Consider the following 20240-nt stretch of genomic DNA (forward strand, 5'->3'; position numbering starts at 1 on the left):
AATAGTTATAAAAGATTACAGAATATCAAAGTGGAAGGCTAAAGCAAGACCAATCAGTAATAATAGCAGAAATAAATCAAAAGTGGTCGGAAAAAAGAATGTCCGGATTCCTTGAAAAACGGCAAAGGGAATGGAGAATTGCTGTAAGACATTTCTTGTATTTCGAATCCACGGAGGCATATTGTATTGAGTTACCTTTTTTCGCATGTAAATTCCCCCTTTATGATAGAATATAAAATTACCCCTGAATGGGTGTCTGTACAGTAATATTTAAAGCGTCTAAGACTGAGAATTGACGATGACACCTTGGACATAGGCTTGAATAAAATATAGAAAAATGGGAAACAATGATTGACGAGTAGATGCATACTTATGTATGATAACAGTATTAAAAAATGATTTCCGATTATGAGAAACCAAAATAACAATGAAAAGCTTTGAATGGGAAGAGTATGTGATTAAGACTGTAAGAGAGAGGAATCCATCGGCTGTAAGATTCCTTCAGTAACCGTAATCGCAGAAGGTCGCCCGGGAGCTGTTTCCGTGAACGTCAATAGTAGCGGATAACCGGTGAAGAGCCGTTAACGAAATGAAGTGCCGATACAACAGTTATTTGTATTGGAACAAAGGTGGTACCGCGAGACATACCGTTTCGTCCTTTTTATATAGAGGATGAAGCGGTTTTTTTATTGCGTTTTTCACCAATTATGAAAGTAAAGGAGAATGAAAAATGGAGCAACAAACGGATATTGGTATGCCAACCAAATACGATCCTCAATCAATCGAAAAAGGACGCTATGATTGGTGGTTAAAGGGTAAATTCTTTGAAGCGGGACAGGATAAACAAAAAGAACCTTATACGATTGTAATTCCTCCTCCAAACGTAACGGGTAAACTGCATTTAGGTCATGCATGGGATACTGCGCTTCAGGATATTTTGACAAGAATGAAGAGAATGCAGGGTTATGACGTATTATGGCTGCCAGGTATGGACCATGCGGGAATCGCAACTCAAGCGAAGGTAGAAGAAAAACTGCGCAATCAAGGTGTTTCACGTTATGATTTGGGACGTGAGAAATTTGTTGAAGAAACATGGAAATGGAAAGAGGAATACGCATCCCATATCCGTGAGCAATGGGCAAAAATTGGATTGGGCCTAGATTATTCTCGTGAACGCTTTACTCTAGATGAGGGACTTTCAAAAGCTGTTCGTGAAGTGTTTGTAAAACTTTATGAAAAAGGCCTTATTTACCGCGGTGAATATATTATTAACTGGGATCCAAGTACAAAAACAGCGATCTCTGATATTGAAGTAATTCATAAAGAGGTTAAGGGTGCTTTTTATCATATGCGCTACCCACTTGCAGATGGCAGCGGGCATATTGAAGTTGCGACAACTCGTCCGGAAACAATGCTTGGCGATACAGCAGTTGCAGTTCACCCGGAAGATGACCGTTATAAGCACCTGATTGGAAAAACGGTTATCCTGCCAATCGTAGGAAGAGAAATTCCGATTGTTGGCGATGATTATGTAGAGATGGATTTTGGTTCCGGCGTTGTAAAAATTACACCAGCACATGATCCTAATGACTTCGAGGTAGGTAATCGTCATAATCTTGAACGCATTCTAGTTATGAATGAAGACGGAACGATGAACGCGAAGGCTGGCAAATATGAAGGTATGGACCGTTTCGATTGCCGTAAGCAAATTGTGAAAGATCTTCAGGATCAGGGAGTGTTGTTCAAAATTGAAGAGCATATCCATCAGGTTGGACACTCTGAAAGAAGCGGATCTGTTGTAGAGCCTTATTTATCTACACAATGGTTTGTTAAAATGGGACCATTGGCAGAGCGTGCAATTGAAATGCAATCCACTGAAGGTAAAGTAGAATTCGTACCGGAACGCTTTGAGAAAACATATTTGAATTGGATGGATAATATCCATGACTGGTGTATCTCCAGACAGCTTTGGTGGGGTCACCGCATTCCGGCTTGGTACCATAAGGAAACAGGCGAGGTACATGTAGGAATGGAAGATCCTGCAGATATCGAAAACTGGACGCAGGATACAGATGTATTGGATACATGGTTCAGTTCTGCGTTATGGCCGTTTTCCACAATGGGCTGGCCTGATACAGATTCAGAAGACTTTAAACGTTATTATCCAACAGCAGCTCTTGTGACTGGATACGATATTATTTTCTTCTGGGTATCAAGAATGATTTTCCAGGGACTTGAATTCACTGGAGAGCGTCCATTCAAAGATGTATTGATTCATGGACTTGTACGTGATGAGCATGGCAAGAAAATGAGTAAATCTCTTGGTAATGGTGTAGATCCAATGGAGGTTATTGAGAAATATGGTGCGGATTCATTAAGATATTTCTTAACAACTGGAAGCTCACCAGGTCAGGATTTACGTTTCAGCTATGAAAAAGTAGAATCTGTTTGGAACTTTGCCAATAAAATTTGGAATGCATCCCGTTTCTGCTTGATGAATATGAATGGGCTGAAATATGAAGAGATTGATTTAACAGGCGAAAAATCAGTTGCGGATAAATGGATTTTAACTCGTCTAAACGAAACGATTGAAACTGTAACAAGACTGGCAGATAAATATGAATTCGGTGAAGTTGGCCGTGCATTATACAACTTCATTTGGGATGATTTCTGTGATTGGTATATTGAAATGGCGAAGCTCCCTCTATATGGAGAAGACGAGGAAGCTAAACTTACAACACGTTCTATCCTTGCGTACGTATTGGATCAAACGATGCGATTGTTACATCCATTTATGCCATTCATCACTGAAGAAATTTGGCAGAACCTTCCTCACCAAGGGGAGTCCATCACAACAGCATCTTGGCCTGTTGTAAATCCGGACTTAACGGATGAAAAAGCTTCTGATGAAATGAAATTGCTTGTCGAAATCATTCGTACAGTACGTAATATTCGCGCAGAAGTGAACACGCCGCTCAGCAAAAAAATCAAGCTTTCTTTGAAGGCGAAAGATGCAGAAACACAAGCTGTTCTTGAGAAAAACAGCAGCTATATCGAGCGCTTCTGTAATCCAGAGGAATTAACAATTGGTACAGACATCCCTGCTGATGATAAAGCGATGACAGCTATCGTAACGGGTGTTGAATTAATTCTTCCATTGCATGGTCTATTAAATATTGAAGAGGAACAAAAACGTCTTCAAAAAGAACTTGAAAAATGGAAAAAAGAAGTAGAAAGAATTGAGAAAAAGCTATCCAATGAAGGCTTCATGAAAAAAGCGCCTGAAAAGGTGATTGAAGAAGAAAAAGCGAAGCTGGCAGACTATGTTGAAAAACGTGAGGCTGTACAAAGCCGCCTGAAGGATTTAGAAGAATTGGCTTAAGACATTTTATTGCGCCCTGTTCGAAGCATTTGAACAGGGTGTTTTTGTTCAATCATGTCATACTAATACATAGCGCAATGGTTGAGGAGTGAAAAAAATGATACAGGATTATCAACAGGCAGAGAAGTTTCTTGCAGACCGTACAGCAAAACTTGGGATGGATTTTGGCCTGGAAAGAATGGAAAGAGTCTTACGTAAATTGGGAAATCCGGAGCGCAGCATTCCTTGTATACATATAGCAGGCTCAAATGGCAAAGGTTCTACGCTTACATTTTTAAAACATATTTTGGTGGCAGAGGGCTACCGGGTAGGTACCTTTACATCTCCCTATCTTGAAAAGCTGAACGAACAAATTATGATTGATGAGGAAATGATTTCGGACAATAAGCTAGTTGAATTATTAAATTACCTCCTCCCTGTAATAAATGAATCAGAGCAAAAAGGGGATTATCTAACTGCTTTTGAAGTAACGACTATATTAGCTTTTCTGCATTTTAAAAATGAGCAACCGGATATTCTTATTATTGAAACCGGACTTGGGGGGAGACTTGATTCCACTAATGTAATTGAACCGCTTTTGGAGATCATTACCAGCATCTCTTTAGAGCATACCAACATTCTCGGAAATTCTTTGGGTGAAATTGCAACAGAGAAAGCAGGTATTATCAAGAATGGAACATCAGTTGTTACAGGTGTAAAAGATGAGGAAGCATTAGAGCCCCTAACAAAACAGGCAGAGAAAATGAATGCTGCTTTATATACGCTAGGAAAAGAATTTAAGATTTTGAACCGCTCTCACCCTAAAAATCAGGAAGTTTTCACGGTTAAATGGCGAGAATACTTACTGGAGAATTTACATATTAGCATGCTTGGAAGCCATCAAGTTGAGAATGCAGCGCTTGCTGTCATCAGTTCAATATTACTTAGTGGAACGTATCGCTTTTCGATTCGGGAAGAAAGTATCAGAAAAGGACTGGCATCTGCCAGATGGAAAGGGCGTTTTGAGATTGTGTCGAACCAGCCGCTAATCATCCTGGACGGCGCACATAATGTGTCAGGTATAAACTCTCTGCTTTCAACGATTGATGATCGTTACCCAAATTGTGATATACATATTTTGTTTGCGGCCTTAAAGGACAAGGATTATACAAAGATGATTCAGATGATTGAACAAAAGGCAGCAAGTATAACTTTTACGGAGATTCCATTAGAACGAATGAATGAGGCAGAGGAGCTTTTTAAACATAGCCGACACCCTCATAAGGATGTAAAAAAAGATTGGGTAGAAGGAATAAATGAGATATTAGCCAAAATGAAAGACAGAGATATGCTATTGGTCACAGGCTCTTTATATTTTTTGGCGTCTATTCGTCCATATATCGTCAATGAAATTATTCGAAAGTCATAACTAAATTCATGTAAAAGTAATGATGTTCATGACAATCCTCCATAAGACCTGTTTTTGTAAATACTTGTGTGACAGATGTCAGAATTTTTGATAAAATTTGACATAAGATGGATGAAATTCCTGAACGGAGGGGCGGTAATGGTTACAAAACAAAAACGCTTCATTATTTGGATACTTTGGTTATTGATCGTCCCTGCAAGTTTATATATTTCATATACGGAGTATCCTATTTTAGGAAGCTTTTTTTCGATTGATATTCTTCTGTTCCTATTACTGCTTTGTATTATTACGTATTACCCTATTATGATAAATGGATTGCCAATTTTTCTCCTTCAGGGTGTATCCTTGGCTCTATTCCTTGAGTACGGATTATTTGTTGAAATAATCCTTTCGCAAATCGGAGTAATAACATTGCTCTATAGAATAAAAATAAGCAAGGATGAGCTTTTCCGCATTCCGATGAATTCTTTAATGTTTTTTATTAATTCATTAACAAGCGGATTAATCTATTATTTGCTTGGCGGTCAGCATTCTAATTTGGACTTATCGGATATAAGTGTATTTTCATTAATTGTAATCCACCAAATTGTCTGGTTCTTATCTAATTTTATTTGTGCTTTACTCATAGATGTGTTTGTATATAAGGCAAAAGTAGAGTTTGTTGCAAAAGATCAGGTTGCGGATATCGTATCCAGTATTATCATCTTTCCAATCGGTTTATTATTGTATTCAACCTATCAGGAGCTGGGGGTGGTAGCCATTATTATTGTTGGCGTACCGCTTGTGAGTTTGGCTCTTGTGATGAGACTGTATTATCGGGCTGACCATATGAATGAAGATTTGCAAAAAGCGAGCCAAATTGGTCACAGATTGACAGAAAGATTAGAAGTCAAGCAAGTACTGGATTTATTTTTGGGTGAAATTTCAAGGATTTTCCCAGTGGACGAAACCTATATTCTTAGTGTGGATAGCAAAGCCAATAATCGCCTTCGTATGGTTCGTTATGAAAGTAAAAATGAGACTGGTATGCCCCATTTGAATTTAATCTCGGCAACAGACAGCTTGTTAGGAGAAGTATGGAAATCAAAAAAAACATTGCTGATTCAGAGCTCTGCCTCCCTGAAGAAATACGAAAACCATGGTATTCCTGATTGGGCAGAAAGCGTCTTGATTGTTCCGGTTTTAAATGCAGAGCAAATGGAAGGGATTGTCCTTCATATATCTTCGAAAAGAAACTTTTTTGAAAACAGTCAGATAACGATTGCAGATATTCTTTCTACATATCTGGCTTCAGCTATTGAAAATGCGAAGCATTATGAAGAAACAAAAGCCAAAAGTGAACGCTGCTCTTTAACAAATCTATATAACAACTATTTTCTGGAAGATTACTTAAAAGAACAATTTATCCTGATAAGGGGAAGAAAGCTGGATACATTAACTCTTATCTTAATAGACTTGGATCACTTTAAGTCAATAAATGACTCTTACGGACATTTGGGTGGGAACGAAGTTTTATGCCAGGTAGCAGAACGTTTGTCTTCACTCGTACAATTTAAAGGGATTGCAGCCAGATATGGCGGTGAAGAATTTGTGCTTGTCCTCCCTGGTGCAGGAGTGGAGGAAGGCTATAAATTTGCCGAACTGGTACGTCAAAAAATTGGAACAAAGCCGTATGAATTAGTATCTGATTTAGGTAGTGAAAGCAGGAGGGTTCATGTAAGAGTAACTGCATCAATTGGAGTTTCAACCGCTCCAATTGATGCGGATGATCCTCACTCATTAATCCGTCATGCAGACCGGGCTATGTATACAGGAGCAAAACGCGCCGGACGTAACAAAGTGGCGCAATATATTAAATAAAAGAGACGTATTCCGACTACTAGAGAGGAGGAATACGTCTTTTTTGTTCAAGAGAAATAGACTAAAGCTACTTGTTTGGAAGTGAGTTTCATATATGGAACAGCTGATAAAAGTTTTGAAAGAGAAATCGAAGTAATTCAAGGATTTATTACTATTTTGATAAAAAGATGAGGTTAAATCTACCTATCTCTGTAAATCAACAATATCCTATAAGATTAATATTTATAAATAGAGCAGATAATTTATTGAAAAATATACAATATAATGGTAAAGAATGTATAATAAGTGATAATATAGGTAATTTGTATGAGTGAAGAATAGATTCTATTTAAAATACAGGGTAGAGGGGTGGGTATATGAAAAGACGGCTAAAACTAGCAATTGCTATTATTATTTTATTTCCAACGGTATTGCAGGCTCCTAACGTAACACATGGAGCGGAAAGCACTCCAAAAATAAGAGTTTTGGAGATTTACGATAATAAAAATTATTACCCGACAAAGCTTGAGGATCTTTTAGGGGATACCCAATATGAATATACGTCAATGCCAATGAAAAAATTTGTAGCACTTCGAGAAGAATTAGATGGAAAATATTACATGATTGTAATGTTTACTCTCTATCTCTTAATCTTCCTCACCGGTCTCATCTTTGGTTCATTTTATAATGTGGTAGGTTTGAGGATTCCAGCGAAGGAATCGATTGTGGCTCCGAGGTCGGCTTGTCCGGCCTGCGGCCATACATTGACACCGATAGAGCTTATCCCTGTATTGTCTTACTTGTTTCAAGGGGGGAAGTGCCGTAAGTGTAAGGCGGGCATTTCACCTATTTATCCGATGATGGAACTGACAACGGCTATTCTATTTATGGCAGCTCCGATGCTGCTGGGCTGGACTGCTGAATTGTTTGTGGCATGGGCACTTATTTCCCTGCTGATCATTATTTTTATATCGGATATTACGTACATGCTTATACCGAACAAAATTCTGCTGTTTTTTACAGTTGTTTTTTTGTTTATTCGGGTATTTATTCCTTTGGACCCATGGTGGGACGGTATAGCTGGTGCTATTGTCGGGTTTGGAATCCCATTTTTTATCGCTGTAATCAGCAAAGGCGGCATGGGTGGCGGAGATATTAAATTATTCGGTTTAATTGGATTTGTGATGGGAGTAAAGGGAGTTATTCTCGCCTTTATATTCTCCACCTTTTTTGGAGCTGTCTTTGGAGTCATTGGGATGTTAATCGGTCTTGTGAAGCGGCGGAAGCCGATTCCATTTGGACCGTTCATCGTCGTTGGTACACTGGTGGCCTACTTTTTTGGGGAGTTCTTGCTAGACTGGTATTTACAATTTTTGTGATTGATTTGGAAGGGAGAAGTTATAATGGCTTTTACTTTATTTTCAGGCAGCAATCGGGTTGTGAACCTGGTATTAAAAGACCATGTGATTCGTTATGTAGAACTTAAACAGCTGGACCCACCGATTGTTCATAAATGCGGTGAGCATTTTTTACCTGCCGGTGTTATAAAGGACGGCATTATTACTGATTTTGACCTTCTAAAGGATATTTTAGGTGATTGTGTTGTTAAATGAAAAATACAGAAACGTCAGGTGCGGTTTTTAGTACCAGACTCCCGTTTGGTCATTCGTAAGGTTGCCATTCCAAAGGATATTAAAGATGATGAAATCAAGGGCTACTTATATTTGGAAATGGGAACGAGTATACATCTTCCATTTGAGGAACCCATTTTTGATGTGGTTCTGTTGGAAGAGACGGAGGAAAAAAGGAAATTCTGTTATTCGCTGCTGAAGAAGAGGTGGTATCGGAGTACGCCACTTTGCTTGAAAAATCTCAGCTTTATCCTATAGAAGCAGATATTTCGCCTTTGTCGCTGTACAGGCTGTTTTTTCATGCAGGAAAAAGAGATTCGAAAGACCATCTCTTACTGATTGAATTTAATTTGCATACCGTCAACACAAGTGTTTTTGTAAATGATAAGCCGATCTTTATGAAAAATATCCCTATTACAGGGCAAAGTAGTGAATGGGAACTATTGCGTATAAATGAAGATCAGCAAATCATGGAATATTCCAGTGACAAAGAAGATTATATGCAATTGTTGGAGGATACTTATACAGAAATTGATCGGGTGCTAAGCTTTTATCAATATTCCTTAAGCCATGAGCAGCATCAGGTCACTAAAATAATCATAACCGGTGATCATCCTTATCTAACTGAAGTAATCACTGACATAAAAAATAGATATGATCAAACTGTGGTGAGTATTCCAAAGGGATATATACAAACCAATAAGGAACCTGAATTGCCGGAGTCCTTTTTTTAGCCGGGGGATTGGCTCTTAAAGGAGTGAGATGATGCTTGTAGAAATTAACTTGCTGCCAAAAAAAGAGCGCAAAAACCGTGGTGTACTCCTGATTATCTTATCTGCAGTGTTTCTCGGTATTCTCTGCGGGATCCTTTACTTTTGGCAATATCAGAGCAATCAAAGCCAGTTGAATGCATTAGAACAAGAATATGAAATGACTGCTCAAATGATTGAAGGGGAACAGCAGAAGGTTGTATCTCAGGAGAATAGCAATTCTGTTGCTCAATTAACAGAAAAGGTTAAATGGGCAAACCAATACCCTGTTAAAACAGTACTTCTTTTAAAACATTTGATTGGATTTTTGTCGGAACGAGGATTTATTGAAACCTTTTCTTATGCGGAAAATGGTGCTATTAAACTCGAAGTACGGTTTGATAAAGCAGAAGAAGCGGCCTATTATCTAAAGGATTTATCATCAACTGAAATCATAACGAATGCGATTAGATTTGCAAAACCAATTGCCGGATATAGAGGTGCCTCCTCCAGCTAATAAAGATAATCCATTAAGCATTGCACCGGATGTATATGAGGATTCAAAAAAAGATGATGAGTAGTTTAATAGAAGCATTCAGGTTGTGAGTTAAATGATAAGGAATATAAATAGGAAGTCTAATGAAAATGGAGCTACCTTAATTGAGTTATTGGCGGTTATTGTCATATTGGGTATTATAGCTTCAATGGCTGTCCTGGTGATTGGTGATGTCATCCAAAAGGCGAGAAAGCAGGCCTTCGTCTCTAAGGCCTATATCATGCGTAATGCCAGTACGGTTTATTATAAGAATAAAGAATTCAATAAAGAACCGTTAGTAAATCCAGTAACATATAACGAACTTGTTACCTCAGGTTTTTTAGATGTCATCATTGGTCCGGATACAGGAGATAAATGGGGATTAAATCATACAGATTCCTATGTACTATTTAAGGATGGGAAAGCGGTATCCATCTGTTTAATTGGAATGAAACGTAAATTATGCGGTGAAAAGCAAGGTGAAGATTATTTGCCGTTGCCTCTTGATCAAATACGTGAAGAGCATGTTGAGGATAGAGAATCCTAGAAATTTGGCGAAACCTTTTTGGACAAGACGACAAGAGTCTTGTTCTTTTTTTTTTACAGAATGATAAGATGAACAAAAAACGCGGAGGCAAAGGAATGGATAAGCCAACCCGGGAACGAACAATCATCGTAAACATAAATGGCGAAAAAAAGGAATACAAATGGATTCCAAGTGAAGATCCAGATACTTTGGATACGATCCAAGAAATTGCCAGCACGGTTGAGGATGAACAAGAACCGTCTCTTTGGGCAGCACCCGAAGAAAAACCTGTTAAAAAAAACGAGGCAAAAACAAAGCCGACACAAAAAACGGCTTTTCTTGACCATGTAAAAATGAATAAATTACCGGTTCTTGCAGCAGGAATTCCTGTATTGGTAGCACTTATAATCGGGACATTATTTGGAGTTGTAATTTTAAAAATTGTCCTATTCGGCGGCGGAGAGGAAACTGTTAAAGTACCGGACTCTGTTCCTTTGCTTGGTTCCAATAAACAAGCGCCTCAGGAAGAGAAGCAAATGGTCAAGGATATGAATGCTTTTGTCGTTCAGGGCGGCGTCTACTCGAGTAAACAGGCAGCAGAACAACGTGCCTCTCTTATTGAAGGGGATGGAATTCCTGCTATCATTCTTAAACAGGAGGATAAATATTTTATTTATATAGGAGCAGCGGCTACATTGCAGGATACAAAGAAATTGGCACTTTTATATAGAGGAGAAGGTGTCGATACGTATTGGAAGGAAATTCGTTTTCAGGGCCAAACAAAAAAAGCTTATACACCAAAAGAAACAGAGGTCATCCATAATATGATACACAACACCGGTCAATACACACAATTGGCTTCAGAGGGCCTATTACAAAGTGAAACGAAAGAAAAGCCAGATATAAAGTCTATTAATTTAGAGAATATTCCGAAAGAATTACAAAATCTCCATAATTTAAGTGAAAGTATGAATAAAACTTGGTCTACCTATCAATCTAAACCAGAAGAAGCATCCTTAATGCAGCTTCAAAAATGTATACTGCAATTTTTTGATGAATGGTATAGATTATAATGTATTTTCCGGGAAATAAAAAATACAATTTGTGTTTAAAAGGGTACTTCACATTTCGGGGTACTCTTTTTTATTTTGCTTTAAGAATTGAGAATGGTGTCGTATTCTGTTAGGATGAATATGTATCTCCCTATCTATATAAATTCTTATGGCAGGTGGCGAAAAGGATTGGATTTAATCTTGGCTTCTTCTTCCCCAAGGAGAAAAGAATTGCTTGAAATGCTGAACACACCATTTCAGGTGAAAGTAAGTTATGCAGACGAAACCTATCAGGATGGAATGGATCCTCACGAAATAGTGATGGAATTAGCACGCATAAAATCAACTGTTATCGCTGAAACTAACCGTGATTCCGTTGTGATAGGCGCAGATACGATTGTAGTAATGGATGGTGACATCCTTGGTAAGCCGAAAAATAAAGATGAAGCAATTTCCATGCTGAATCGTTTATCCGGTAATGTACACCAGGTTTATACAGGAGTTGCCTTATTAAGAGGGCAAGATTCTATCTTGTTTTATGAAAAAACAGATGTAGAATTTTGGCCATTAAAAAAAGAAGAAATTGAACAATATGTATTGACCGGAGAACCGTTTGACAAAGCGGGATCCTACGGGATACAGGGATTTGGTTCCTTGCTGGTGAAGAGAATCGAAGGTGACTACTTCTCAGTTGTAGGGCTCCCGGTTTCCAGACTTAAGAGGGAACTTGAAAAGTTAGTACATCCTTAAGAACAGCCTCACTCCGTCAATGGAATGGAGAATATGGATGGATACAACGCAAATCATGATAAGAGACTATCCAAAGGATGATCGCCCAAGAGAACGGTTTATCCAATTTGGACCGGAAAGTCTGTCAAACCAAGAGTTACTGGCACTTCTTTTAAGGACTGGAACAAAGGAAGATTCAGTGATGAATCTGGCTAACCAACTTTTGGCTAAGTTTGGCGGGCTGCGTCTTTTGAAAGAGGCAAGTATTGAAGAAATGACTAGCATTAAAGGTATTGGGGAAGCAAAAGCTGTGCAGCTTGCTGCAGCTATGGAATTAGGAAGAAGAATCAGCAATTTGACGAATGAAGAGAGGTACGTGATTCGTTCGCCAGAGGACTGTGCCAATTATTGTATGAATGATATGCGTTTTTTATCACAGGAACATTTTGTATGTATATATTTAAATACGAAAAACCAAATACTCCATAAACAATCAATCTTTATCGGCAGTTTAAACGCCTCAATTGTCCATCCCCGTGAAGTCTTCAAAGAAGCTCTCCGCAGATCAGCAGCATCTATAATATGCTTGCATAACCATCCTTCAGGAGACCCCACTCCAAGTCGAGAAGATATAGAAGTAACCAAACGTCTAGCTGAATGTGGGAAAATTATGGGAATAGAACTTTTAGACCATTTGGTTATCGGAGAGAAAAAATATGTAAGTCTTAAAGAAAAAGGATATTTATAATACTAGGAATTCACATGAGGATGAGCTATAATATTACGTATGCTTTTTAAAGAATTTATTTTTCATTACATTACTGAAGAACTTAACTTTATGATATGAAAAAGAAAATAAAAAAACTCGTACCTAATATGGAATATGTTTCAGAAAGGGAGATATTAAAAGATGCTTGGAAATAGAGATTTAGGAATTGATTTAGGAACCGCCAATACACTTGTTTATGTTAAAGGAAAAGGCATTGTAGTACGTGAGCCTTCCGTTGTTGCATTTCAAACAGATACAAAATCCATTGTTGCTGTCGGTAATGATGCGAAAAATATGATTGGCCGTACACCTGGTAATGTTGTGGCTTTGCGCCCTATGAAAGATGGCGTTATTGCTGATTATGATACGACTGCAACCATGATGAAATATTATATGAAACAAGCGTTAAAAAACCAAGGTTTATTTGCACGTAAGCCATATGTAATGGTATGTGTTCCATCCGGAATTACAGCCGTTGAAGAGAGAGCTGTTGTTGACGCAACTAGACAAGCCGGGGCACGTGATGCTTATACAATTGAAGAACCGTTTGCAGCTGCTATTGGAGCAAACTTACCTGTTTGGGAACCAACAGGCAGCATGGTTGTAGATATCGGTGGCGGTACAACTGAAGTCGCGATTATTTCTTTGGGCGGTATTGTGACTAGCCAATCTATTCGTATCGCAGGAGACGAAATGGATGAAGCGATTATTAACTATATCCGTAAAAACTACAATTTGATGATTGGTGATCGAACTTCTGAAGCTATTAAGCTTGAAATCGGTTCAGCTGGTGATCCTGAAGATATTGAAAACATGGAGATTCGCGGCCGTGACTTATTAACAGGCTTACCAAAAACAATTGAAATCACTGCTGATGAAATTGCAAAAGCTCTTCATGACACAGTGTATGCGATTGTAGATGCGGTTAAAAATACGCTTGAAAAAACTCCGCCTGAGCTTGCTGCTGATATCATGGATCGCGGAATCGTTCTAACAGGTGGTGGCGCATTATTACGCAACCTGGATAAAGTGATCAGTGAAGAAACAAAAATGCCTGTTCTAATTGCTGAAAATCCATTGGATTGTGTAGCAATTGGTACTGGTAAGGCACTTGATCATATTCATTTGTTCAAATCAAAAGTAAAAGATTCAAGATAATATAATAGAACGCAAAAATCCTGAAAGAGGATAATAATGATAGAGGAGCAAGGATATGCCACAATTTTTCTTAAACAAAAAATTGATTATCTTGCTGATTAGCATCATCTTTCTGGTGGCTTTGATTGGGTTCTCACTTCGGGAAAGGGATGAATTGAGCTGGCCTGAACAGTTTATGAAGGACTCGGCCGGCTTTGTTCAAACAATTTTCCATAAGCCCGCTTCTGCTGTAGCGGGCTTTTTTGAGAATCTTTCAGATTTAAGGAATACATATGAAGAAAATAAGAATCTTAAATCACGCCTGGAAGAATATGTGAAGTTGGAAACAGAGATATATGATTTGAAAAAAGAAAATGAGGAATTAAGCAATATACTTAAGAAAAAAGAAGATTTAAGTGATCATACAGTTTCTCATGCAACTGTCATTGGCAGAGGTCCGGAGAGATGGCATGAAACATTGACGGTCTCGAAGGGCAGTGTAAATGGGATTGAGAAAAATATGGCTGTAATTACTGCTGAGGGATTGATTGGAAAGGTCAAAAGTGTTTCTCAATTTACCTCTACAGTACAATTAATGACGGCTCTTGATCCGCAAAACCGTATTTCAGCAATGGTGCAAAGTAAAGAAAAATCATATGGATTTATCCAAGGATATGATGAAGATAAGCAAGCCTTGCTATTAACAGGTCTCCATTATGATGCTAAAATTAAAAAAGGTGAGAATGTGACAACATCCGGGCTTGGAGGGGTGTTCCCAGAAGGTTTAGTCATAGGTACGGTTAAGGAGGTCGTTATCGATCAATACGGATTAACCCAAACAGCTTTGGTTAAGCCGGCAGCTAATTTCTATGATTTGAATAACGTAATGATTGTAAAACGTACAATGACTACTGTAGATACAGATAGCACTGAGGGGGATGACCTGTGATAAGGTTTAAAATCTTCCTTTTAGCTGTCCTTGTTTTTATATCTGAAGGGATTTTTGTTGAAATATTTTCGGCGAAATTATATACAACACCCTACATCTTGGTGCCAAGGTTTATTATTATCTTTCTAGTGTTTTTAGGGGTGTACGGAAAAAGGAACATGGCAATCATATATGCTTTTGTTATGGGAATCTTTTATGATGTCGTCTATACAGAAGTATTGGGTGTTTATTTATTCACTTTGCCGTTAATGGTGTACTTCTCAACTCAACTGATGAAAGTACTGCAAATTAATCTTGGGATAGTCTCAACTGTATGTTTCCTTGCTATATCTATTTTAGAAATTATCGTCTATGAGGTGAATACCTTAATTGGTTATACTTCATTGACGTTCATTGAATTTGCACGTATGAGATTGCTGCCTACCTTAATTCTGAATCTAATCTTCCTACTCCTGTTCGCTTATGTATTTGCTAAGTGGATTAAAAAATGGACTGTTGAAGAAGATAATTAAACGGTATTGATTCTATAAAAAAAGGAATTGTCAGCGCTCATGTCGAATTAAATTGCATTGAGGTGAGCACGACGTCATGGGAAAGAAGAATATTCAGCATGTTATGATCAAAGGAAGTAAACAAGGTTTAACGATTGTGATTGATGATCATTCATCTATTTCTGAAGCTTTAAGAGATTTGGATGAAAAATTGTCTATTCATAATTCAACGATTGAAACAACATCAAGTATTCATGTCACCATACATACCGGTAATCGTTATTTAACGGACGAACAAGCGAAAGCTTTGGTCGATTTAGTAGAAAAAAAGGGATACATGGTTGTAAATAATGTTGAATCTAATGTTATTTTGCATGAAGAAGCCAAAAGATTGGCTGAAGAAGTGGCTGTGACAAAAATCGTGAGGATTGTCCGTTCGGGTCAAGTTTTGGAAGTGAAGGGTGACATGCTCTTAATAGGAGATGTAAATCCCGGTGCGACCGTTAAAGCCGGCGGTAATATCTTTATTATGGGTACACTGCGGGGGAAGGCGCTGGCAGGTATACACGGCAATAAAGAATGTGTCGTGTCTGCATCTGTGTTTAAGCCATCCCAAATCGTTATTGGAGATGTTTTATATAACTCTTTTGATTATGATGAGCAGGATGACCACAAAATGGAATGTGCTTATTTAGATCAATCTGGTGAGATGATTTTTGATAGATTACAAGTTTTATGTAAAGTGAGACCTAATTTATCCTTATTTGAGGAGGGCGTATAGCCATGGGAGAGGCCATAGTAATAACATCCGGTAAAGGTGGAGTAGGGAAAACGACTACTACTGCCAATGTCGGAACTGCCTTAGCGTTAATGGGGAAAAGAGTCTGTTTGGTCGATACTGATATAGGTTTGAGAAATCTGGATGTAGTAATGGGCCTTGAAAATCGTATTATCTACGATTTGGTAGATGTGATTGAAGGAAGATGCAAAATCCATCAGGCGCTTGTGAAAGATAAGCGTTTTGATGATCGTCTTTATTTAATGCCTGCAGCACAGACAGCGGATAAAACCTCCGTAAATCCAAAACAGGTCAAGCAGTTAATTGATACTTTGAAACAAGATTTTGATTATATCATTATTGATTGTCCAGCCGGTATCGAACAAGGGTACAAAAATGCAGTGGCTGGCGCTGATAAAGCAATTGTTGTAACGACACCTGAAACATCTGCAGTCAGAGATGCGGACCGGATTATCGGGTTATTGGAGAAGGAACCAAATGTCGAATCTCCAAAACTAGTCATCAACCGTATTCGAAATCATATGCTAAAAATGGGCGATATGCTAGATATTGATGAAATTACTACTCATCTATCCATTGATTTGATTGGGATTGTAGTTGATGATGATGACGTAATTAAGGGTTCAAACCAGGGAGAGCCGATTGTGTTTGACCCGAATAATCGAGCATCTGTTGCCTATCGAGACGTTGCGAGACGTATTTTAGGTGAATCCATTCCGCTAAAACCACTTGAAGATGAGAAAACAGGAATGTTTAAGCGGATAAAAAAATTATTTGGTGTTAAGTAATAGTAAGTGAGGACCTCTAATCAAACTGATTAGAGGTCCTTTTTTTGTATGTCTGCATGGCATAGCTTGGACCGACTATACATATCTTTTAGAAAAGAGCTGTATAAGAGAGGTGAAAGGATGGGCAGCCAAAGTAGCTCAGAAGTTCGTAAGCGCATTGCCGAGAGAAGAAAAAATCGGGAAAGAATGATGAATGCCAGTAAGAGGAATGAAAGACCGACATGGCCGGAAATGGAAGATGAGAAAGAATGGGGTTCTGAAAATGTTTTCGTATATGAAGAAGGGGTGAGTGAGCATAAAAAGCCGCCTATTATAAACAAAGATTGGATCTTATTTCGTATCCTTGCTTCTGTTTGTTTGGTTTTGTGCATGGCCATTATTTATCGAACTTCTGCTCCATGGACCCAGACAGCGAAAACTACCCTTGACCAAGTCTATCAGAAGGAATTTCAATTTGCGTCAGTATCTAGCTGGTTTGAGGATACAGTCGGAAAGCCATTTGCTTTTTTGCCTGAGGAATCGGTGAATGAATCTAAAAATAATAATGCTGCTGATAATCGTTTTGCCACGCCGGCAACAGGCACCATTATGAAAAGCTTTGTGAAGGATGGACAGGGGGTCTTAATCAAAACATCCAATAATACATCGGTTGACACGATTAAAGAGGGGGTCGTTATCTACGCAGGTGAGAAGGAGACACACGGAAAAACAGTTATTGTCCAGCATCCGGATAAGAGTGAATCATGGTACGCTCACCTGCAGGAGATAAACGTCAATTTGTATGAACAAATTAAGAAAGGAACGAAGGTAGGAATAGTATCGCCGTCGGATGAGCCGGACAAGGGGGAGTTTTACTTTGCATTGAAAGCCAATGGAAAGTTTATTGATCCTAATGAGGTGATCTCGTTTGAATAAAATATGGCCTGTGCTTACGAAAATACGCATTCATCCATTAACCTGGTTGTTACTTGCTCTTGGTGTGTTGACAGCCAGGTTTACTGAATTGCTTTTAATGTTTGCAATCGTATTATGTCATGAGCTGGGTCATGCTATTGCTGCGCAGTTATTTGGCTGGAGGATAAAATCAGTTACACTTTTGCCTTTTGGCGGAGAGCTGGAGACAGATGAGCATGGAAACCGGCCATGGCATGAGGAATTAATTGTGTTGGCATCCGGTCCTTTGCAGCATGTTTGGATTTTGCTGCTGACTTATCTTTTTTACACAATTGGCTTTATATCAGATTATATCTATACCAGTTTAATTCTATATAATTTTATTGTTTTATTTATAAATTTAGCCCCTATCTGGCCCCTGGATGGAGGAAAAGCGTTGTTTGTTTTATTAAGCAAGCGGATGCCCTTCCTGCATGCGCACCGTCTAATTATTATCATTTCCGGTGTCAGTCTGTTTCTTGCTTTAATCGGATTGGTCGCTGTTAATCCGCTAAATATGAATTGGTGGATGGTTGTTGGCTTTCTGATCTTTTCTTTATGGAAGGAGTGGAAACACCGTCAATTTGTATTTTTACGCTTTTTGATGGAAAGACATTATGGACATAATAAGGATATTAGAGCGATATCACGGCTGGAAGCGGAAAAGGATATAAAGATTTATAAAATACTTGAGGATTTCCGTAGAGACAATAAGCATATTATAATCGTGAAAAACAAGGATGAAGAATTAGGGAAGCTGGATGAAGCGGAGGTTTTACATGCCTGTTTTACATCAAAATTGGCATATCGGCCTATTGGAGAACTTTTGTATCCTTATTGACGCTCCTCTCCTGACTCGTTAAAGTAAGATTAATGAGCCAACGAGAGGATTTTTTTAATGAAAAAAATAGTGCTTGATTTTCAAGGAACGGAACGACGTCTCGGTTTATTGCAAGATGATAAGCTGATGAGGATACATATTGAAAGAGAAGGGCAGGGCCCATTTGCCGGCAATGTTTACATTGGAATTGTTCGGGAAATTGTACCGGGTATGAACGCAGCTTTTGTGGATATTGGGTTTGATAAAAATGCCTATTTGCCATTTGAAGAAACGCCGAACTACCATTTAGACCCTGAGGCAAAAACATATGTAAAGCAAGGTGAAAAGCTGCTTGTACGCATTCTGCGGGACCCAGAAGGAACGAAAGGCGCTAAAATAAGTGCGTTAATTGAAGTTTCTTCGCCTGAAATTGTTTATATAAAGGGTGAACATTTTGTCCGTACTTCTAAAAAAGCAGATAGGAAGACTGTTCAGAAGTGGAAACATATAACAGCCAAGAATCTGCAAAAAGATGAAGGTGTGATTGTTCGTACATCATTCTTGGATGCGGATGAAGAATCCTTTATCTCGAAGCTTAGCGAGTTGCGTGAACGTTATGAGCAATTACAAAGAAAAGCGTCAAAAAGTAAAGCTCCAGCGCTTATAAGCGATCAAAATCGCATTCTGAATCTGATAGAAAGCTGGACAACAGGGACAACTGGGGACCTTTGGACTAATTCTGCAGAAGGAATGCAATTACTCCGTTCTGTACTACCTGAAACATGGGAAGCAAAGCTTCAAAAGGATAAAGTGGGTCTGTATGATTCCCACGGCGTTACTGAAGAATTGGAGAAAGCAGTCAAAAAGGTAGTCTGGCTTTCGAACGGATCGTATTTACTTTTTGGAAAAACAGAAGCCATGCATGTGATAGATGTAAATACGGGTAAGTTTACTGGAAAGCACGACATAAATAAAACAATTTTGGATACAAATATACTCGCCGCAACAGAAGTAGGAAGACAGATGATTCTGCGCAATTTATCCGGGATTATTGTAATTGACTTTATTAATATGAAATCCCCTGAGCATCGTCATCAAGTACAGGCAGCAATGGAAACAGCCTTAAAAGATGATCCGCTGCGTTCTGTGGTCATTGGGTTTACCGAACTAGGACTCATGCAAATAACACGAAAAAAAGAAGGTCCGGATTTATATGAAATTCTTCAAGAAGACTGCTTGGAATGCAGCGGAACAGGATTAATAAAAAGCCGTCAGAGCGCGATATATGAATTGGAACGTCAGTTAGAGGCATTAAAATACAGCTTGGATGATTCTGTATGGGTTGTGGTTGATTCATCCTTTTACACGTATATCAAGGACAATATTCATGCGGTGAAAATACATATCCTGTCAGGCACTAAAAATATATTTGTGACGGAGGGAAGAATGACAGGGGCCAATCGTTTTGAAATTCGAGCCCTCGGAAATAAGAAGGATCTTGAAGAGCGTTTGAAGCGTACAGAGGAAGGAATAAAAAGCAAGCCTATTATCCGTATGTTAGTAAATCATGATTGACAATGTTTGTCTGATTATGATAGTATTTTTATGTTAAGTTTGTAGCACCCATGCTACAACCGCACACGTCAGGTAATAAGTCCATTATGGCGCCTGCCGTCGGCGAGTCTTAGACAATTAAGGAGGTG

20 protein-coding genes and 2 other annotated features are annotated in these 20240 nt (G+C 38.5%); of the genes, 19 read left to right on the plus strand and 1 reads right to left on the minus strand.

Features of this window, described 5'->3' with window-relative positions; translation table 11 throughout:
• Positions 1-15: 15 nt before the first annotated feature.
• Positions 16-207: a YszA family small membrane protein gene (locus tag AC4BHP_RS00690; RefSeq protein ID WP_066105566.1), complete on the minus strand. Its 192-nt coding sequence runs from the start codon at positions 205-207 to the stop codon at positions 16-18.
• Between the two features lie 221 nt (positions 208-428).
• Positions 429-663 (plus strand) — a binding site (T-box leader).
• A 67-nt stretch (positions 664-730) separates the two neighbouring features.
• Here AC4BHP_RS00690 and AC4BHP_RS00695 point away from each other — a divergent pair.
• From AC4BHP_RS00695 to AC4BHP_RS00785, 19 genes are all read left to right on the plus strand, one after another.
• Positions 731-3382: a valine--tRNA ligase gene (locus tag AC4BHP_RS00695; RefSeq protein ID WP_490551082.1), complete on the plus strand. Its 2652-nt coding sequence runs from the start codon at positions 731-733 to the stop codon at positions 3380-3382.
• Positions 3383-3479: 97 nt separating this feature from the next.
• Positions 3480-4790, plus strand: a complete 1311-nt coding sequence (locus tag AC4BHP_RS00700; protein WP_490551083.1) for a bifunctional folylpolyglutamate synthase/dihydrofolate synthase — start codon at positions 3480-3482, stop codon at positions 4788-4790.
• A gap of 138 nt (positions 4791-4928) precedes the next feature.
• Positions 4929-6650, plus strand: a complete 1722-nt coding sequence (locus tag AC4BHP_RS00705) for a sensor domain-containing diguanylate cyclase (RefSeq protein ID WP_180350012.1) — start codon at positions 4929-4931, stop codon at positions 6648-6650.
• A 608-nt stretch (positions 6651-7258) separates the two neighbouring features.
• The gene (locus AC4BHP_RS00710; protein ID WP_066105695.1) at positions 7259-8008 is read left to right on the plus strand and encodes a prepilin peptidase; all 750 of its coding nucleotides are present in this window, start codon (positions 7259-7261) and stop codon (positions 8006-8008) included.
• Between the two features lie 24 nt (positions 8009-8032).
• Complete coding sequence (locus tag AC4BHP_RS00715) at positions 8033-8242, plus strand: type IV pilus biogenesis protein PilM (RefSeq protein ID WP_077248080.1); 210 nt, start codon at positions 8033-8035, stop codon at positions 8240-8242.
• Positions 8243-8487: 245 nt separating this feature from the next.
• Positions 8488-8994, plus strand: coding sequence for a type IV pilus biogenesis protein PilM (locus AC4BHP_RS00720; RefSeq protein ID WP_077248078.1), 507 nt, complete (start codon positions 8488-8490; stop codon positions 8992-8994).
• Between the two features lie 31 nt (positions 8995-9025).
• Entirely contained in the window at positions 9026-9526 is a 501-nt protein-coding gene (locus AC4BHP_RS00725) for a hypothetical protein (protein WP_490551084.1), read from the plus strand.
• Positions 9527-9620: 94 nt separating this feature from the next.
• On the plus strand, positions 9621-10091 hold the full coding sequence (locus AC4BHP_RS00730) for a type II secretion system protein (protein ID WP_490551085.1): 471 nt from the start codon (positions 9621-9623) through the stop codon (positions 10089-10091).
• A gap of 95 nt (positions 10092-10186) precedes the next feature.
• Positions 10187-11143 (plus strand): hypothetical protein, encoded by a 957-nt coding sequence (locus AC4BHP_RS00735; protein WP_066105555.1) that lies wholly within the window; start codon positions 10187-10189, stop codon positions 11141-11143.
• Positions 11144-11263: 120 nt separating this feature from the next.
• Positions 11264-11872 carry a Maf family protein gene (locus AC4BHP_RS00740; protein WP_490551632.1) on the plus strand — a complete coding sequence of 203 codons (609 nt, stop codon included), beginning with the start codon at positions 11264-11266 and terminating at the stop codon, positions 11870-11872.
• Positions 11873-11909: 37 nt separating this feature from the next.
• Positions 11910-12599 (plus strand): RadC family protein, encoded by a 690-nt coding sequence (radC, locus tag AC4BHP_RS00745; RefSeq protein WP_490551086.1) that lies wholly within the window; start codon positions 11910-11912, stop codon positions 12597-12599.
• A gap of 162 nt (positions 12600-12761) precedes the next feature.
• Positions 12762-13778: a rod shape-determining protein gene (locus AC4BHP_RS00750; RefSeq protein WP_066105546.1), complete on the plus strand. Its 1017-nt coding sequence runs from the start codon at positions 12762-12764 to the stop codon at positions 13776-13778.
• Positions 13779-13833: 55 nt separating this feature from the next.
• Complete coding sequence (gene mreC, locus AC4BHP_RS00755; protein WP_066105543.1) at positions 13834-14706, plus strand: rod shape-determining protein MreC; 873 nt, start codon at positions 13834-13836, stop codon at positions 14704-14706.
• Positions 14703-15218: a rod shape-determining protein MreD gene (gene mreD, locus AC4BHP_RS00760; RefSeq protein ID WP_490551087.1), complete on the plus strand. Its 516-nt coding sequence runs from the start codon at positions 14703-14705 to the stop codon at positions 15216-15218. Before mreC ends, mreD begins: the two co-directional genes overlap by 4 nt.
• A gap of 76 nt (positions 15219-15294) precedes the next feature.
• Positions 15295-15978 carry a septum site-determining protein MinC gene (minC, locus tag AC4BHP_RS00765; RefSeq protein WP_066105536.1) on the plus strand — a complete coding sequence of 228 codons (684 nt, stop codon included), beginning with the start codon at positions 15295-15297 and terminating at the stop codon, positions 15976-15978.
• 2 nt (positions 15979-15980) lie between these two features.
• Positions 15981-16784: a septum site-determining protein MinD gene (gene minD, locus AC4BHP_RS00770; RefSeq protein ID WP_066105532.1), complete on the plus strand. Its 804-nt coding sequence runs from the start codon at positions 15981-15983 to the stop codon at positions 16782-16784.
• 120 nt (positions 16785-16904) lie between these two features.
• On the plus strand, positions 16905-17699 hold the full coding sequence (locus tag AC4BHP_RS00775; protein WP_181162035.1) for a M23 family metallopeptidase: 795 nt from the start codon (positions 16905-16907) through the stop codon (positions 17697-17699).
• Positions 17692-18558, plus strand: coding sequence for a M50 family metallopeptidase (locus AC4BHP_RS00780; protein WP_066105525.1), 867 nt, complete (start codon positions 17692-17694; stop codon positions 18556-18558). Before AC4BHP_RS00775 ends, AC4BHP_RS00780 begins: the two co-directional genes overlap by 8 nt.
• Positions 18559-18615: 57 nt before the next feature.
• On the plus strand, positions 18616-20112 hold the full coding sequence (locus tag AC4BHP_RS00785) for a ribonuclease E/G (RefSeq protein WP_490551088.1): 1497 nt from the start codon (positions 18616-18618) through the stop codon (positions 20110-20112).
• A 47-nt stretch (positions 20113-20159) separates the two neighbouring features.
• Positions 20160-20232, plus strand: a sequence feature (ribosomal protein L21 leader region).
• Positions 20233-20240: the final 8 nt, after the last annotated feature.

This window comes from Pradoshia sp. Z4_20, from assembly GCF_058216035.1.

What these genes read in the sequence shown, in the direction of transcription:
- minD (WP_066105532.1), top strand. Translation starts at nt 15,981, where the DNA reads ATGGGAGAGGCCATAGTAATAACATCCGGTAAAGGTGGAGTAGGGAAA.
- AC4BHP_RS00710 (WP_066105695.1), top strand. Translation starts at nt 7,259, where the DNA reads ATGTTTACTCTCTATCTCTTAATCTTCCTCACCGGTCTCATCTTTGGT.
- radC (WP_490551086.1), top strand. Translation starts at nt 11,910, where the DNA reads ATGGATACAACGCAAATCATGATAAGAGACTATCCAAAGGATGATCGC.
- AC4BHP_RS00715 (WP_077248080.1), top strand. Translation starts at nt 8,033, where the DNA reads ATGGCTTTTACTTTATTTTCAGGCAGCAATCGGGTTGTGAACCTGGTA.
- AC4BHP_RS00730 (WP_490551085.1), top strand. Translation starts at nt 9,621, where the DNA reads ATGATAAGGAATATAAATAGGAAGTCTAATGAAAATGGAGCTACCTTA.
- AC4BHP_RS00750 (WP_066105546.1), top strand. Translation starts at nt 12,762, where the DNA reads ATGCTTGGAAATAGAGATTTAGGAATTGATTTAGGAACCGCCAATACA.
- AC4BHP_RS00700 (WP_490551083.1), top strand. Translation starts at nt 3,480, where the DNA reads ATGATACAGGATTATCAACAGGCAGAGAAGTTTCTTGCAGACCGTACA.
- mreC (WP_066105543.1), top strand. Translation starts at nt 13,834, where the DNA reads ATGCCACAATTTTTCTTAAACAAAAAATTGATTATCTTGCTGATTAGC.
- AC4BHP_RS00785 (WP_490551088.1), top strand. Translation starts at nt 18,616, where the DNA reads ATGAAAAAAATAGTGCTTGATTTTCAAGGAACGGAACGACGTCTCGGT.
- minC (WP_066105536.1), top strand. Translation starts at nt 15,295, where the DNA reads ATGGGAAAGAAGAATATTCAGCATGTTATGATCAAAGGAAGTAAACAA.
- AC4BHP_RS00695 (WP_490551082.1), top strand. Translation starts at nt 731, where the DNA reads ATGGAGCAACAAACGGATATTGGTATGCCAACCAAATACGATCCTCAA.
- AC4BHP_RS00740 (WP_490551632.1), top strand. Translation starts at nt 11,264, where the DNA reads ATGTATCTCCCTATCTATATAAATTCTTATGGCAGGTGGCGAAAAGGA.
- AC4BHP_RS00690 (WP_066105566.1), bottom strand. Translation starts at nt 207, where the DNA reads ATGCGAAAAAAGGTAACTCAATACAATATGCCTCCGTGGATTCGAAAT.
- AC4BHP_RS00775 (WP_181162035.1), top strand. Translation starts at nt 16,905, where the DNA reads ATGGGCAGCCAAAGTAGCTCAGAAGTTCGTAAGCGCATTGCCGAGAGA.
- AC4BHP_RS00735 (WP_066105555.1), top strand. Translation starts at nt 10,187, where the DNA reads ATGGATAAGCCAACCCGGGAACGAACAATCATCGTAAACATAAATGGC.
- AC4BHP_RS00705 (WP_180350012.1), top strand. Translation starts at nt 4,929, where the DNA reads ATGGTTACAAAACAAAAACGCTTCATTATTTGGATACTTTGGTTATTG.
- AC4BHP_RS00725 (WP_490551084.1), top strand. Translation starts at nt 9,026, where the DNA reads ATGCTTGTAGAAATTAACTTGCTGCCAAAAAAAGAGCGCAAAAACCGT.